9 protein-coding genes are annotated in these 16,869 nt (G+C 53.0%); 6 read left to right on the forward strand and 3 right to left on the reverse strand.

Going from position 1 to position 16,869, the window contains the following annotated elements; translation table 11 throughout:
* Positions 1-109: 109 nt before the first annotated feature.
* Together NDI52_RS26445 and NDI52_RS26450 are read right to left on the reverse strand one after the other, a co-directional pair.
* Complete coding sequence (locus NDI52_RS26445; protein ID WP_348256581.1) at positions 110-991, reverse strand: acyltransferase family protein; 882 nt, start codon at positions 989-991, stop codon at positions 110-112.
* 241 nt (positions 992-1,232) lie between these two features.
* Positions 1,233-2,717 carry a cellulase family glycosylhydrolase gene (locus tag NDI52_RS26450; RefSeq protein ID WP_347279997.1) on the reverse strand — a complete coding sequence of 495 codons (1,485 nt, stop codon included), beginning with the start codon at positions 2,715-2,717 and terminating at the stop codon, positions 1,233-1,235.
* 918 nt (positions 2,718-3,635) lie between these two features.
* Between NDI52_RS26450 and NDI52_RS26455 the strand changes: the two genes are divergently transcribed.
* Positions 3,636-4,433, forward strand: coding sequence for a hypothetical protein (locus tag NDI52_RS26455; protein WP_190775673.1), 798 nt, complete (start codon positions 3,636-3,638; stop codon positions 4,431-4,433).
* Between the two features lie 30 nt (positions 4,434-4,463).
* Here NDI52_RS26455 and NDI52_RS26460 read toward each other — a convergent pair whose 3' ends face one another.
* Positions 4,464-5,192: a hypothetical protein gene (locus tag NDI52_RS26460; protein ID WP_190775674.1), complete on the reverse strand. Its 729-nt coding sequence runs from the start codon at positions 5,190-5,192 to the stop codon at positions 4,464-4,466.
* A gap of 187 nt (positions 5,193-5,379) precedes the next feature.
* Between NDI52_RS26460 and NDI52_RS26465 the strand changes: the two genes are divergently transcribed.
* The 5 genes from NDI52_RS26465 to bcsA all read left to right on the forward strand — a co-directional run bounded on the left by NDI52_RS26465 (position 5,380) and on the right by bcsA (position 16,845).
* On the forward strand, positions 5,380-7,413 hold the full coding sequence (locus NDI52_RS26465; protein ID WP_190775675.1) for a hypothetical protein: 2,034 nt from the start codon (positions 5,380-5,382) through the stop codon (positions 7,411-7,413).
* Positions 7,414-7,420: 7 nt separating this feature from the next.
* The gene (locus NDI52_RS26470; protein ID WP_190775676.1) at positions 7,421-9,733 is read left to right on the forward strand and encodes a tetratricopeptide repeat protein; all 2,313 of its coding nucleotides are present in this window, start codon (positions 7,421-7,423) and stop codon (positions 9,731-9,733) included.
* A gap of 682 nt (positions 9,734-10,415) precedes the next feature.
* Complete coding sequence (locus tag NDI52_RS26475) at positions 10,416-11,702, forward strand: glycosyl hydrolase family 8 (RefSeq protein ID WP_190773457.1); 1,287 nt, start codon at positions 10,416-10,418, stop codon at positions 11,700-11,702.
* 65 nt (positions 11,703-11,767) lie between these two features.
* A complete protein-coding gene (locus tag NDI52_RS26480) occupies positions 11,768-14,302 on the forward strand; it encodes a cellulose biosynthesis cyclic di-GMP-binding regulatory protein BcsB (RefSeq protein ID WP_190773451.1) in 2,535 nt (844 codons plus the stop codon).
* Positions 14,302-16,845, forward strand: coding sequence for a UDP-forming cellulose synthase catalytic subunit (gene bcsA / locus NDI52_RS26485; RefSeq protein WP_190773452.1), 2,544 nt, complete (start codon positions 14,302-14,304; stop codon positions 16,843-16,845). The genes NDI52_RS26480 and bcsA overlap by 1 nt, the downstream gene beginning before the upstream one ends.
* Positions 16,846-16,869: the final 24 nt, after the last annotated feature.

Genomic DNA, 16,869 nt, shown 5'->3' on the forward strand with positions numbered 1-16,869 from the left:
AAGCCAAGAGTATCTTTCGCTATGGTTTCGACCACCTGCGTCAAATCCTACTGAATCTGGAGTTATTCATCGATGAGTTTTTCCACGTCCTTCAATTTTTGTCCTGTACCTAGAACCCTGCTATATAAAGCAGGCTACCCATTATAAGAGCTCGACGTTGGCTCCAAAAAATAGGCCCACGTCCCTTTTGATAAGCTACTGCGATCGCCATTCCAGCAACAAAGGTACAAAGTTTCGATAAAAATAGCTGAAAGGGAGCTTCATGAGCGGGTGTATCGATGACAACGTAAGTAGGATGCCCACCGAATACATAGATAGCCAGAATTCGATAGACGATCGTTAGCAGCAAGCTCAGTAATAGGAGATTACGGACACCCCAACGCTGTAGCAGATGCCAGAGGAGGGGAAAAACCAGAGTAAAACTAATAACCAGAGGAATAAACCACCAGGGACCACTGGTGGAAAGGAGCAAGGTGCCCCGATAGTCCATCGTGAGCGGAAAGGTTAGGCCTGTGAAGCTATGCCATGCATCAGGCTTATAACTATTTGTTAGCGTTCCAATTATCCACAATACGGGATAGGACAACCATGCGACTGTCCAGAAAGGAAAGAGTAGACGCAATAGGCGACGCTTAAGAAATTGACCTGTGGCTAATGGTTGTCGCTTTAAAGAAAGCACCAGGCTGAAGCCACTCATCAAGATAAAGATATCTAGAAACTGAAAGCCAAACCAAAATGGAATCGCAACCATTCGCATGGGTAGTGGAATACCCGTGCGATCGCCCATCTCCAATAAATTTTCTAGATTGTGAAGCAATCCAGTGGGCTGCGGTGTGAATGCATAATTTCCGAAATACAGCTGGGCATGATATAGCAAAATCATGACAGCAGAAATGATCCGAATGCCTTCTAGCCAGGCCAGTCGCTTCGGTTCTGGCTCTTTAGGAATTGATGTTTGATATAGAGAAAGCGGAGCAAGAGATTGAGGCATTTGCTTCGCTCTAAATAGCTATAGAATGAAACACCTCATTAGACGGTATTCTTTAGAAGAATTCACCTATCAGTTAGAGGAATTTCAACAGCATAATCCAAAACTAAAGATAGATTTCAGTTATATCGAACTGAGTTGAATAGCCATAATAAGCAACAAACTGAAGTGCTTATTATGGCATGAACAGAATACACGTCAAAATGGTATTTTCGAGTGCCGCGCGACGCACGGCACTCGAAAATTACATCAATTCAACCCGAACTTGACGCGGCTGGTAATCACTGCCAGTCTTGTTAGCACAGAAGCCCATATCTACTGAGCGATCGCGCTCAAGTGTCCGTCCCCAGTCCGGTGCCTCTACCGTGTAATCGCTACCCTGGCGATTAAAAGTACCATTCCAACTATTGTTAATCGTTGCTTGATTCATCTGAAATCGCAGGTGCCAATTATTCACGGGGGTTGTGCCGCTATTACGGACTTGAAAGGCAACACAGAAACCCGTTTCCCAATCCGATTGAATTTGCGTTATGACTTGCAAACTCATATCAGGTGAAGAACCAGGGTTAATAGTGGGACTGGGGGATGGACTCGGAGTAGGGGGAGTAGGAGAAGTGGAGGGAGTGGGTGAGGGTGAAGAGGAACCACTGTAACCAGAGACGGGGAGAAGCTGATTGAGGAGATTCTGCTTAGGAGCATCGATTGTTTGCCAGTCATCCAGCAGAATCCCGCCAGTATCACTGCTATTGGGATTCCAACTCCAGTAAGTAAAGTGCAGATTATTTTGCTGAATATAAGTCACGAGTTGCCGTTGCCAGACGCCTTCGGGCGATCGCTCATCCACCTGTCGTCCACCAAACTCACCAATCAAGACTGGGGCGATACCCTGCCGAGCAATGTAATTGAAACCCGTTTCCCATCGTTCTATCAGGTTTTGGGGAAAGGTGGACTCTGAGAACCAGGCCTGATTGATTACTCCTGGGCCATACTCATGGGGCGAGTAAACCAATTTGTTGTTCACAGACAACCGCACCGGGTTGTCTCGTACCCCTTCAAGATTGCCACCCCACCAGTGCGCCGATAACCGTTGCCCCGGTACATTGCGTTCCACTCCCTCTACGACAATCAGCCAGTTAGGGTTGACCTGGAGGATGGCGTTACCGGCCCGCTCAGCAGCCAGACGCCAATCTGTCGCGCGATCGCCTGTCCCCCAGCTTGCTGCTCCATGGGGTTCGTTCTTTAAGTCTGCCCCGATCACATTCGGCTGGTCGCGATAACGCTCTGCCAGCATCGTCCAGGTGTTAATCCAATCCTCCTCGGTAAACCCGTCACCATACCAGAGCTCGGGAATACGCTGATTGTTGAGGCGGTGACTATCCAGCAGAATCATTAAACCCTGGCGGCCTGCTTCCTGGATAATGGCATCCATCACCTTCAGGGGAGTTTTGCCTTCCAGTTCACGGTTACTGCCGATGCTGAAGTTGATGCTGTTGGTGCGATCGCTCCGCAATCCTTGGACAGAATAGGGTAACCGGATGACGTTATACCCCTGCTGACGAATCTGACTCAGCATGTCTTTATAGTCGCGTGCCCAAAGGCCGTGGGGAGCTTGGGTTTCAGTTTCTATGCCAAACCAGTTCACACCCCGCAAGAGGACAGGTTGATTTTGGGCGTCAACGATGCGTTCCCCTTGAGTAGATAGGGGAGGCAATACTGAGTTGTTTTGCATCGGAACGCTACACCAGGCGTTAAAGACAACGAGGCCAAAGGCCAGTACACCGGGTAATAGAAAACGCTCAACTAGCCGACGCCATGGGGCAAGGTTGCCATAAGGGGGAGGCCATTTCGGGTTGTGCGATCGCCGTCTCGTCAACATGCTCATGCTGATGCCCTCGCCAACTGCTGTAGTGGACAGGCCCTGAACAAGCCATCTCTTGATAAAGACGTAAAAAAATAAAAAAGTTGCCGCTTACTAAGCCAATAAATCTACGTGTTATTGCTGAGGCAGCTAGCAAACTTCTCCACCTATGCCTTAACAGGCAATTTCACGTGCAAAATCTGACTTTAGACAGGTGCCGTTTAGATATAAAACTCTTCAAAAACTATTACTTCTAAATAAGCTATATCTAAAATAGTGCTTATGAATAAAACAAGAATTACTCATATAACTCGCTACATTAAAACCCACTTACGCTACTAGACACATTCGGTGAAGTATTTGTATAGCAAGCACTTCAGCTTAAGAAGCAATTGCCTTATTACATGCTTTAGACCAGCCCATCCGCCTAAAGACGGAGATTATCAAAAGGGAAACAAAATTTATTACTATTTCCAATAAAGATTATTTCTAAGTTAGAAAGATATTGAAAATCTACTTCTTCTAAAACCCTTCACTATCAAGCATTTTTTGGATTTCCAAGAGGCAAGTTAACAGGAAGTTCACATATCGGCCTGAAAGTTCACATTGCCTAAATCTAGCTCCATATATTTACCGATACACTTGCACATAACAATCTCGGTATCTTTACCAGGTTGTTCAAGGACAGCGTTGAGAAGGTCCTGGCTAACTGTATGAGTTTGGCTTGTCCAAACCTGGATGGGCAATTTCCTTTCTCGGATCCCTGCATATCTATCCACATTTACCGCTATGCCTTCCTTATTCCATCGTGTTTTAGTTCCCGCGACACTTCTGTCAGGAGCCGTTTTCACGGCTCTGGCCTTACCGTTCGTTTCTGTGCCGAAAGAACCTGTACTTGTTGAGTTGAAGGGGCAACCCGTCTACCAAGGAAGTATTGAAGAGCTGGCAGTACCTTATTTGGGATTCACTACAGCCTGTAGCCTCGGCATTGGCTTGACTAGTGCGACATTACTGGGATGGCGGATGTCTGCCCGAAAATCAGTTCGCACTGAAGAACAAATTTCGGTTTTACAGCAACATCTACGTGAAAAAGAAGCGTTGATTGAAGAACTCCGGTTCTCAGATGCGCGATTACAGTCGTCCTCGTTGGGCTATTTTCTAGAAGCTGAAGAACAACCTCTCTTGTCATCTGGCTCTGGCCTGGAGACATCTAGCTTCACGGTCGTTTACAACGGCTCTACAGGGCCGGATCACCCGGTGAAGGCTGTGTCACCTAACGTTGACACCCACTCGTCTCAGCCCATGCTACATAGTTTGTCTACTTCCGCCACATCTGGAAACACACTGAACAGCACGAGCCACAAGCAAGTGCTGGAAAAAGCACGGATGGCTATGCCAGGAGCACAGGCGTACACCGGTTACCTGCGCCAGACCCGCTCTGAGGAAGCCCATCTTCCCCAGCAGACTGCTGCTAGCAACCAAACCGTCAGTGAACTTCTGCACCAGATCAAAGTTCTGATGGCTGAAGTAGAAAAGCACAGTGTATTAGAACACAGTGCAGAAAAGCAGAACATCCGGGCTGCCTAGCTCGATGGTACAACCCGGAATGGTTACGCTTTATCGCAACATTTCATCAGGGTTAAGGGGTGCACTGGTGGCGTCCAACGTGAGTGGCGCAGGGCTGGGTTGAGCTGCCTGATTAACAGGAGGTGAAGCTGGCTGCTGCGCTACAGGGGGCGTCGTACGACCTGTCGGGAGAGCAATGGTTAGATCTCGACTGGTATAGACGTAGACCTCGCCATCGGGCGTAAAGCGAACGCGATCGCCCCGTAATAGAACGCGCGATCGCTCCAGGGCTGACTCCAGGTTCTGAGATTGCTGGGTTGGTTCAAGGGTAGCCTGAAACAGCACAGTTTCCGAAGGCTTGGGCGCAACACCCAAGTTTTTCGCCTCCAGTTGCCAGGCTTCCTGGTACTGGCCAGAGGGGGCAACGCGCCACAGATTTAAGGCCGCTTCCCAGGTTCCCTGCTGAACGGTGGTGATCTGGCGGTCGAGGATGGTGTAGCTGGGTTCTTGGTTAAAGGACGCAGCTTCCGTCGTGTCCAGACGACGAATGGCCGACAGGCTCAGTTTTGTGCTTTCCGGTAGATTAGTATGGCCCGTTAGGCGGTAAACCCCTCCGGTTTCTGTGGCTTCTACTGCATCGATACTGAGATTGACGTCGACGGGTTCTCGTGAGACAAATGGGCTTGACAGAGGAATAGAGGTGCATCCGGCGATCGCCCACAAGCTCACCACTACAAGCAAACATTTAAGGAGCACTGAGAGGGGTTTGAGTAGAAACATGGTGTATTCAGGGTGCGACAACAATCAGGTAACTCAATTTCTAATATACGTATGCCACTGAAATGCGCCTTTCCAAAAATGCCGCAGCATCTCGATTATGGGGCGCGCGCTAAAGCCCCAATTGTAAAGATAAATACTTGCATTTTAGGAGTTTCTCTCAGCCGTGTGCCGTTCTGTGGATAAACAGATGAAACAATATGTCTGGTTGGCTCCTATCACTCGTATTTCTTATTGGCTGAGCCTTTCAACTCCCCTGGCTTTAACCCTTGTTATCACGAACATCTGGCAGCTCCCTGTCCTGGCTAATGGGCTAGAGGAGCCGTTTTTCACGGAAAACCCTCAAGGTGCAGCTGAGTCATTGCCTGCTTCGCCGGGTTCTGACCCAAATTCTGTTGTCGCTCTGGTGCAAGATGTTACCGCACCGCCCGTAGAAGCATCTGTCTCTGATAGGCAGGTAGAGGCTTCTGCCTTGAATACCGCTACACAGGTTACAGCTTCAGCCGTACCGACTCCGGTAATCATTGCTCAATCACTCCCACAGATTGAGGTTCTACCGTCCAGTGCATCCGTTCCACCTTCCCCGGTCTCGCCTGTTACAACGGCAACTCCCGTAGGGGCCCCATCTTCAGGAACGGTGCAGGTGCAATGGGGGCAGGCGATCGCCCAAACTTTACCACCCCCGCCCCCGATTCCCGCTTCTATACCCACTTTTCGAGAGGAGGTCTTTGAAGCTCCCCCCGACCCAGCCTCGGCCCAGGCCCCGGTTTATGTTCTGGTCGTGCCGCCTACAACACCCGGTGCGATCCCGCTGTATCCCTCAGCACCGCTGGCTTCTGGAACTCCGGCAGTAGCCTATCCGGTTCCTGCGAATTCAGTACCTGTATATGGAACGCCTGGGGCTTATCCCGCTCCTGGGGCTTATCCCGCTCCTGGGGCTTATCCCGCTCCTGGGGCTTATCCCGCTCCTGGGGCTTATCCAGTTCCTGGGGCTTATCCAGTTCCAATGGCGGCCCCAGCTCCTATGGTTTATGCGACGCCTGGAGCTTACCCAGCACCAATGGCGGCTCCAACTCCCGTGGTTTATGGAGTCCCGGCGGGCTATCCCCCTCCCATGGTTTATGCAACCCCAGGGGGATACCCAAATCCGACGGTTGCACCCACTCAAGCAGGTTATGGGATTCCGGGGTATCCCGCGGCAACAACCTATGGAGCCCCGGCGGTGGCTCCGGGAGTTGCGCCCCCTCCGGCATCAGTGGTTCAGTCTCCTGAACCCACAATTCCCACAAGTGCTCTGACGCCCCCCTCTCTGGGTTTTCAGGGGGTTGCCATCTATGCAGCCGACGACTTCTCAGCCCGAGCCCGGTTAGCAGCGGTGTATCCCCTCAGTCCCCGAGTAGTGGTGGGCGGCACCCTGGACGTGATTACCGGGGATGAAGAGATTACCGACCTGGGGGATGAAGGGGTTGATATTAATGAACTCTATGTAACTGTGGCTCCTGAGAGCGTGCCTAACCTTCGTTTTACAGTGGGTCAGGTAGATCTCACGTCCTACTTCGATCGCAACAGCTTTGCGAAGGATGGAGCGAGCCAGTTTTTTAACGACATCTTTCAGACTAATCCGGCGTTAGCTGCGGCCAACATCGACTCGCGTCCTGGGGTTGTGGTGAACTGGAGCCTCAATGACAACCTGGAAGCACGAGTTGCAGGGTTCTCTTCCGGTGAAAGTATTGGAGATTTTCAACTGGATGGCTTTGCGGGAGAACTGGGCTTTCGGGTGGGGAACGCCATTTTGCGAGGCACCTATGTCTCCTCGCGTGACACTGATATTTCCGGTGATGCCGATTCTGATCGCCTGGAAGCTTACGGCCTGAACGCAGAGACGTTTATCCCCGACCTTAACCTGGGATTGTTTGCGCGCTACGGCCAACTCAATAGCCTGGGAGATGATTTTGAGGCCGATACCTATAGCTTTGGTTTCAGCTTCCTGGATCTACTGATGCAGAACGATCGCCTGGGAGTGGCCTATGGTCGCAACCTCTCGGATGAGGTGAACCGCGATCGCAATAATCCCGTGCCGGATGCCCTGGAGCTTTTCTACGACTTCCCGGTCTTACCCAATTTGCGACTAGGATTTACCCTGCAACAGATTGATGATTTCTCAGAAACTATTGCAGGGTTGCGGGTTCGCACGGATTTTGACATTACACCCAGATCAAGGTAGGCAGAGCATGATGCAAGCTTATAAAGGGGTTCCAACCCTGATGGGCGTGGCCATAGCCAGCATCATCGTCGGTTCACCCATCGTCGGGCTGGCTCAGGCAAGCCCAGACCTGACTATCGCTCAGACCACCCCGATCCCCGCAGCCCTTCAGCGAGCTTACGGTTTGCTAGGACGGGGATTGGTCGATCAGGCAATTAGCGAGTTTGAGCGCTATCTGCGGCAAAACTCCGAATCTTTGGAAGGACAGTTGGGGGTGGCGATCGCCTATCGCCGGGCCGGCCGTGATGCGGATGCGTTGCAAGCTTACGAGCGCGTATTGCAACTAGACCCCGGCAATACGCTGGCCCTCTCCAGTATTGGGTTATTGGGCGAGTACCGCCCCGAGTGGCAGGCCCGAGGCATTGAAGCCCTGACAACCCTATTGCAACGGGAGCCAAATAATACAGAAGCTCGCGCTCAGCGGGCCAAGCTGTACTTTTACCAGGGGCGATTAGCCGAGGCGATCGCTGATTACGATCGAGTCATCGCCCAAAACCCTGATCCAGCCGTTCTCAGCACAGCGGCAGAAGTTTACACCTATGGCGGTGATCCGGCCCGTGGCCTGGAGTTATTTAATCGCCTGCGAGCCCAGGGAGCTACGCTTTCCCCCAGTAGCACACTTGCCTATGCGGTGGCCCTGCGAGAAACAGGCGATCCGGCTCAGGCAGCGGCCCTGCTAGATGCCCAACTGCGCCGCTCCCAACGGTTAGATGAGAATGCAATTCGACTACGCTCGGCATTGGCGATCGCCTACGCCGACCTGGGGCAATTAGCTCAGGCGGAAGCCACCGTTGCTCCCCTGCGAGGGCGGCAGGATGCCCGATTGGATTTAGCTCGGGCGCTCAATAGTATGGCTGCATTGCAACCGGGCTACCAGGCGGAGGTGGCGGCGCTCTATCGGCAGGTGTTGACGGAAGCACCGACGGTGGACACGGCGATCGCCCGAGAAGCTGCCGATGTCCTGAGCGGCATCCCTTCAGAACGGTTGTTGGCTTTGCAGCTTTACGAGCAACTGGTCTTACAACAGCCCAACGACTATGGTTTGCAGATCCGTCGATTGGTGCTGGCGACCCAGGCGGGGCGATTGTCTCGTTCGGCTCTGGCTCAGCAGTTGCAGCAGACATTTCCAACCTTGCCAGGAGAAGCAGGGCAGTTGCGAGCGATCGCCCAGGCTCTCGTCCTTCTCGATCCACCCGATCCCCAATTGCTGCCGTTATTTGAGGCACTCCAGGGGGCAGGGGTGAATGAACCCCTGCTGACCTTCCGCATGGCCCAAATGCGCATTCAGACGAATGACTTGGCAGGAGCAAGAGCCCTGTTGGCGTCCTACTCTGCGACACCTGCTGGAAGCCGGAACATGAACGGCATCTTACTCCTGATGGCCGCCATCGATCAGAAGGAGGGCAACCTAGAGGCAGCGGCCCAACGCTATACCAGCCTGCTGACCAGCGGCATTACTGACCCTGCTGCAATTGATGGAGCGTTGCAAGGACTGGCCGGCATCCGGCAACAACAGGGGCGAGTGGGGGAAGCCCTGGCTATTTATGACCAACTGGTAGCCCGTAATCCTCAAGATTTCAACCGGCAATTGGGACGGGCCAGCCTCGCTTACCAGGCCAATCTGATCTCTGAAGCTCAGGCGACAGCGTATCTTACAGCCTGGTTGCAAACGCCGAATGCTGAGGTATCGCCGGAGTTGGTGAGCCTGGTCAGTATTCTGCCTCCCAATCCTCAGCAGGAGAACCTGTATCGGCAGCTTTTAGCTGCTAACCCAACGGATACGGGGCTACAGCTACGGTTGGCCCAGGTGATTGCACTGCGTAACCCAGCCGAGGCAGAAGCGCTCATCCGCCAGTTGATTGCCCAGGACCCCGATAACCTGGGGGGTTACTTTGTGCAGGGGCAACTGGCTCAGCAGTTAGGAAACCTAACCCTGGCCAGTGAAACCTACGAGGGGATTTTGGCTCGAGATCCCAATAATGCCGATGCCCTATCGGCTCTCGCTGGGGTGCGATTCCAGCAGCGGCAATTTCAGGAGGCCGAGCGGCTTTATAGCGAAGTTCTCGACCTCAATCCCCAAAACATGACAGCCCGCACGGCTCGCATTCAACTACAGGCTGCCCAGGGGCGGCCCATGGAAGCACGGCAACAACTGCAAGGGTTGCAGCAAGAACAGGCAGCTACCGGAAGTGTCAATCCGGCCCTTGCCGCAGAAGTTCAGCGGATTGAGGAAGGCATGTTGCAACAACGGGGATTTCAACCCCCGTGGGAGCGGTATTAGAAGGCGGAGGGCGATCGCCTCTCTACTTATTCGACGCCCCTAGCAAGCTGTTTTCTAACTGGCTCTCCTTATAAATGATTCAGAAGGGCTGCTATAGCCCTTCTGCCGAAAAACACGACTTAAATTCGTACAGCAACATCAAGATTAGCTAACAGAAAATACCACCCTTCAACACCCATTGTGGAGATATTGCAAACCTCCTACTTTCGGCTACCCCTGAATATGTCTTTAGGAGGATACAAAGTGAAAAGTAGTTATTTTTTGAAAAATTCCATGCTTTTTGTCATATCAATCTCTAAAAGTAGAAGGCCAGATTGAGCTATGGCTTCAGTCGGCAAAATTTTCTCTATTCCTTGTCTAGCAAGGATCACAGATCTTAATTTAGATTTTATCCATTTGTAGTTTTATTGAATAAACTACTAGGAAATAAGCCTTTTGGTTGATAGACAGCTTTAAAAGCTATCTATACGAGTTATCCATATTGAGCGGATTTAATGTTTCGTTGGAATTACCTAACGTTTTCATTAAGAGATTACAAAGTAGGCCTCAAACATCTTCTTTAGATCCAAAAATCCGCAATTATAACCATGAGCAGGTCGGGTTAATTTGTTCCATGCCGAAATCATTTGGATGGTCGAGCATCGCCCGCACATTCTGGGCGTTTCATAAACCGAATTCCCCCATGAGGCTGACCCTTTCGTTGATGGGCTGGTCACTGATTGGCGTGATGGGTTGGGGCTTAACAGGATGCGTCAACGTCCAGGATCAGGCAAAAGCTTCTAATACCACACCCCCACCAGAAACCAGTACAGCGTCGGCCTCACCCACATCGAATGGTGCAGCATTGTCCGCAGAACCCTGGTTGGCCGGGTTATCTGACGCGGACCAGACCATTTTGAAAGAGAGCTGGCAAGCCTACAAACAACGGTTCATCCAGAACGATGGCCGCGTGATTGATTGGGAGAGCCAGAGCCGCACCGTTTCTGAAGGGCAAGCCTACGCCATGCTCCGAGCCGTGTGGATGGATGACCCCGAAACTTTTGAGAAAACCCTTGCCTGGGCCGAGAGCAACCTGCAACGGTGGCAGGGCGATCGCCAGGTAGATTCACTCTGGGCCTGGAAGTGGGGCCAGAAGCCGGATCAGAGCTGGGGCACGATTGATGCCAATTTTGCCAGCGATGCCGATGTGGATGCGATCGCCGCCCTCATCCTCGCCTCCCGCCGTTGGAATCAGCCCGAATACCTAACGCTGGCCCGTACCAAACTCAAGGATCTGTGGCAACAAGCCGTCATTGACGAAAGCAATACTCTCTACCTGCTTCCCGGCCCGGCACAGGCGTTCCGCCCCCAACCCGACGAGGTTCTCCTCAACCCCTCCTACTTGTTTCCCTCAGCATTTCGGCTGTTTGCCCAGGTGGATGACACCCATGATTGGATGCGGCTCGTGGAGGACAGCTATGGCTTGTTAGAAAATGCTGCCACGCTCTCGAATGTCGGGTTGCCCAGCGACTGGGTTCGGGTCAACCTTCGCACCCAAAGTGTTCAACCGGTCCTCAATCAGGAGTCGTTGTCCTCTCAGTATGGGTTTGATGCCTACCGGGTCTGGTGGCGGGTCACGTTAGACGCCCAGTGGTTTAAGGAGGAGCGGGCGATCGCATTTCTACGCCAGAGCCTTGACCATCCCAAATCCTTATGGAAGGCAGAGCAGCAAATTCCCGCTCGCATTGATCTAGCCGGAAAACCCCTAGTGCCCTACGAGGCAACCGCCCAGTACGCCATGCTCTACGCAGCGTTCCAGGTGGTGGACCCGGCGATCGCCGCTGAACTCCACCCCAAACTTCTATCCACTTACCAAAATGGCATCTGGGATAACCCCAATGCTTATTACGTGCAAAACCTCGCCTGGTTTGGTTTATCCACGCCGGTGCTGGTGCCGGACACGCTCCTGCAGGCCCGGCCCACACCTTAACGACAACGTTGTATCCCTGGTCGTATCGGGGCTTTCCGGTCACCCTTTTGTCCTACAGAGTTTCTATGTCTCACCCACGTCGGTCAACTTCTAACCCGTTCACCCGATTGTGCCATTGGCCCCGATGGCGGCGTTTTTTAGTGGTATCACTCAGCGGATGTCTGGGGATTTTGCTGCTTCAGGGCTTGCCCTCCCTGGCCCAATCCACTGATGCTCCTATCCGGCAGCAAGAAAACCAGGTGATTGAGCAATTTGCTCCAGTTCCCGTCCAAACCCCAAAGCCTGCGAGTCGACCTGTTTACCGTCCTCGTCCGGCAGCGGCACCCCGCCGTGAGCGTCCTGCAACTGCGGAGTCTGCACCTCGCTCGCCCCGCACCCAGCCTGCTTCCCGTCCCTCCCGTTCCTCCCGTCCCTCTAATCGCCCTGCGGTGACTGCTACCGAGGCCCCATCGAGTTCGTCGGCTCCCGCCGAGGAGCCCACCCTCAACCAATACATTCTGGAATTTAACCGCAGCCCAGTCGTGGGAAATCGCTTTCGGTTAGAAGGACGGATGAACGAGGCCCGCCTTGGGTTTACCCGACCGACGAGTTGGAAAGTGCGATCGGCTAAGGCCATGATTCGGTTTCAACACTCGCCGCAGTTGTTGAGCGATCGCTCCTCCATGACGGTGCGGGTGAATGGCACTAGCGTCGGCACCATTCCCCTCAATCGCAAGGGCTCTGAAATTGGGCAGGCATTGTTCAACATTCCACCCAACCTGATTCAGAATTTCAACGAAATCTCCATGCTGGTGCAACAGACCGATTCCGCTGAGTGCCCCGCCCTGAATGACCCGGATTTGTGGACGGAGATTTTGCCCGATTCTAAACTAATCTTCAGCTTTGAATCTCAGGATGTTCCCCTGGATTTTGCCCGCTATCCCTATCCTCTCCTCGATCCACTGGGGTTAGATCCTGAGCAACTGGCCTACCTCCAACCGGCCCAGATGACCGATGCCTGGTTGACGGCAGTGGCCCGCATGCAAGCCTCCTTTGGGCGGCAAGAACGGTTCCGTCCTATCCAAACTCGCCTGATTCAATCAGTTGATGATCTGCGTTCAAATGAACGGCTGATCGTGCTGGGCACCCCAGCAGAGCAACCCGTTCTCAGCACCCTGTCTCTACCACTCCCGGTAAAAGATGGGCAATTGGTCGATGCCAATAAGTCCCCCCTGGGAGGAGATACAGGAGTTTTGATGTTGGCCACCACTCGGGATGGCGATGCGCCAGTGTTGGTAGCAACGGCGAATACGGCAGCCGGGGTCGATAAAGCGGTGCAGTTTCTGGTGCAACCCGATCGCCAACTCAGCGCCGGACAGCTCATTACAGTAAGCCAGACGAGCAAGGCAGAATCGCCTGCGCCCCGGCAGTGGCCCCGTTATCTGCCCAGCGATCGCAATTCGTTCACCCTGGCTGATTTACAACGGGGAGATGGCAGCTCCTATCAGGACATGACGGTACGGGGTGCTTTGCCACCTGCGATCGCTATCGACTTTCGCCCCCTGCCCGATGAGAAGCTCCTACCCGGTAGCTCCCTGATATTGGACTATAGCTACAGCCCTCAGATCAATCCCCGAGGAGCTTCAGTGGAGGTGCGGTTGGATGATGTGGCGATCGCCGGAAAGCAGCTAACCTCCGTCAAGGGAGGACACGATCGTCTACGTGTGGAATTACCCGCTGACCTGATTACGCCCACCTCAAAGCTGACGGTGCAGTTCATTCTGCCCCCCCTTCAGGGCAGCACCTGTACTCAGAGCATTGATAACCAGATGTGGGCGACGGTCTACGCGGACAGCACTCGGTTTAAGGTAAAACGCGAACAGGTGGTGAATTTGCCTGACCTGAAGCTGCTGCAAGCGGGCTTTCCCCTGACCGCTCCTCAGGATCTATCCGCGACGGCAATTGTTTTACCCAACGAACCCACCGGAGGGGATTTGCTCACCCTGGTGCAGGTAGCCGAGCGCCTGGGCCGCCTGAGCGACTCTGACGCCATCCAACTGGCCGTACATCGGCAGAATAGCTTGCCGCAGGAAGCCCGAGACCAGAAGAATTTGGTGGGCATTGGCGTGCGCGATCGCTTCCCCCTCCCCGACGTGTTCGCCAGCAATGGGTTTACCCTGGGCAACTTCTTCGCTCGACAGCAAGATCAGACCCAGATTCAAACCCTGCCTGATGGAGAAGGAGTGGTGCGATCAGTGGTGTCACCCTGGAACTCTCATCGCGTTCTGTTGGGGCTTACAGCTCAAAGTGATGCCGGGTTAAGTGAAGTGCGCGACCTCTTCCGCAACGACTCCCTCTTCTTCCAGTTGGAGGGAGATACGGCTCTGGTGAGCAGTAACACTGATAACCCAGCTCCCTATGATGCCAATGCTTACACCGTAAAGTTCTTGCAATCCGTGCCCCAAGTGCAGATTGGACGGCGATCGCCCCTACGCGTGGCCTCCCAGTTTTTGCAAGACCACTGGCTGGCCCTACCCGTTGGAATTTTCTGCTCGGCACTGCTGCTGTTTGGTGCATCGCAGTTTTATCTGAACCAGTTCAATCGTTCCGGAGATGAGTGATGACTTCCCGTGCAACCCCTGGACAACGCCACTGGTTAGTCCGTCTGCTCCGGAGCCTGCCTGACGGGTTTGAGCGACGATTCCAGCGGCAACAATGGCCCCTGTTAGCACTCATCGGTGCTGTCATCCTGGTGTCCATTCCGCTCATTGTGACGCCCCTCCCCTTCTGGCCGCAGTTCTGGATTGCCGTCCTGCTGATTGGTTTGGGCTGGTTCATTGTGCACCTGGAAGGGTATCAGGATTCGCCCCGTACCAGCGAGTACCTGCACCTATTTCTGGTGTGGCTCAGCATCGTTACAACCCTGCGCTATTTTTACTACCGCACCTTCAACACCCTCAACTTTGATGGGGCTGTTAATACCTTTTTCAGTTTGTTGCTGTACGGTGCGGAGTTATATGCGGTTGTCACATTGATTCTGGCTTATTTCCAGACCGTTAAACTGAAGCACCGAACCCCTATTCCCCTGGATACAATTCCCCAGGCCCAGTGGCCCAACGTGGATATTTACATCCCCACTTACAACGAGGATGTTGAGATTGTTCGTAAGACGGCTCTGGCGGCAATGGCTGTTGATTATCCCAGCCAACGCAAGCGGGTGTATGTGCTGGATGATGGGCGTAAGTTCCCCGATCGCCGCAAACTGCTCCAGGAGATGTGTGACCAGGTGGGTTGCACGATGCTGGTGCGGGACAACAACGATCACGCTAAAGCGGGAAACATCAACACCGCCATGCGGCGCACTGGGGGTGATCTGATTCTGATTCTGGATTGTGATCACATTCCTACCCGCGACATTCTGCAAAACACAGTCGGTTTTTTCCAGGACCCTAAGGTCTTTATGGTGCAGACGCCCCACTGGTTTTTCAACCCTGACCCATTTGAGCGCAACCTGCTGACCGAGGGGCGAGTGCCGGTGGGTAATGAGCTGTTCTACAAGGTGTTGCAAAAGGGAAATGACTTTTGGAATGCTGCTTTCTTTTGCGGTTCGGCGGCCGTGATTCGCAAAGCCCATTTGCTCAAGGTAGGCGGCATTGCGGTGGAAACAGTAACGGAGGACTGCCACACGTCCCTGCGACTGCACTCCCTGGGGTACAAGTCGGTTTACTACGACAAAATTATGGTGGCGGGGTTAGCGCCCGAAAAGTTCTCCTCCTATGTGGGCCAGCAGGTGCGTTGGGCACGTGGTATGGCGCAAATTCTGCGGTTAGAAAATCCCATGTTTAACCGCAAGTTGAAACTATCCTTACCTCAGCGCATTTGTTATCTATCAGCCACGACCCACTTCTTCTTTGGGTTTCCTCGGTTGATGTATGCGATCGCCCCCGTCCTTTTCCTGCTGTTTGGGGTTAACTCTATTCGGGGTTTGGGGGTCGTTACCCTGGCCTATGCCTTGCCCCACATTTTGTTGGCCATGAATGCGAACTACATCACCTATAAAACCGTTCGCTTTTCCTTCTGGAATGAGATCTTTGAATACGCCATGGCGTTTCAGGATGGCATTGTCACATTCATGGCCTTGATCAATCCGAAGCTTGGCAACTTTAATGTGACCGATAAGGGGCAAGTGGTTGCCAAGCGTTCCTTTGACTGGGAATCGGCAAAGCCTTCGGTGATTGTGGCCATTCTGATTGGCCTGTCGTTGATGGCAGTGCCCTTCTGGTTGATCCTACGGCCACAGGAAACTCAGGCTGCCATTATTAACGCGAGCTGGAGTGTGTTCAATCTGTTGTTACTATCAGCCGCAATTCTGGTGGCCCTTGAGCAGCCGCAGTTACGGCGATCGCACCGACTGGATCGCAAGTTAGAAGCCGTGATCTACGGTAACCGTCAGACCTGGCATGGCCGCACGATTGATGTGAGTGAGACGGGAGCTAGAATCCAGCTCACCACCTGGCCCAATCTACCCGATGAAGTGGAGCTAGAGTTAATTGGTGATTACGGGGCTCGTGCCTTCGTCAATGCCCGTGTCATGCGCGTCACTCCCCAGGATGAGGATCATGTGGTGGTGTCAATGGATTTTGTTGACCTCTCCCAGGCCCAGTCCGATGCCCTGGTACTGGTGCTGTACTCCGATGTGAAGCAGTGGTATTCCCAGTACCGCCAGGAAATCGATCGCCCCTTTGCAGCTCTGGCATTTCTCGCTTCTGGACTGCCTCGGGCCTTCAAAGACCCAAAACCTGCTAAGAATGTGGAGATTCGCAAACAAATTCGGGCAGCAGCGCAAGTGTATTGGGAGGGTCATTTTTACTCGGCCATTGCGACTGAAATCAACACGCGTAACCTGCGTCTGCATTTACCGTCGTTTCCCAACATTCCACCGGAACAGCTTCAACAAGTTCCTGTTGTTGGATTGCTTCTCTCACAGTATGAAGATGAGCCAACCCCCACTCGACTACTGGCAGAAATCAAGCGGGTGAAACCTCAGCCCGAGTCCGACCACACTGATGGAAGCTCCGCTCTACTGCTGGATATTACCTTTCCAAAAGCTCTCGACCCCAAACAGGGCAAGCGTATTCGGGAGTTAATTAACTCCCTGGAATAGGAGTGTTTTTCTTCAAAGCGTTTA

This window comes from Leptolyngbya sp. PL-A3 (genome assembly GCF_039962325.1).
Lineage (GTDB): Bacteria > Cyanobacteriota > Cyanobacteriia > Elainellales > Elainellaceae > Vacuolonema.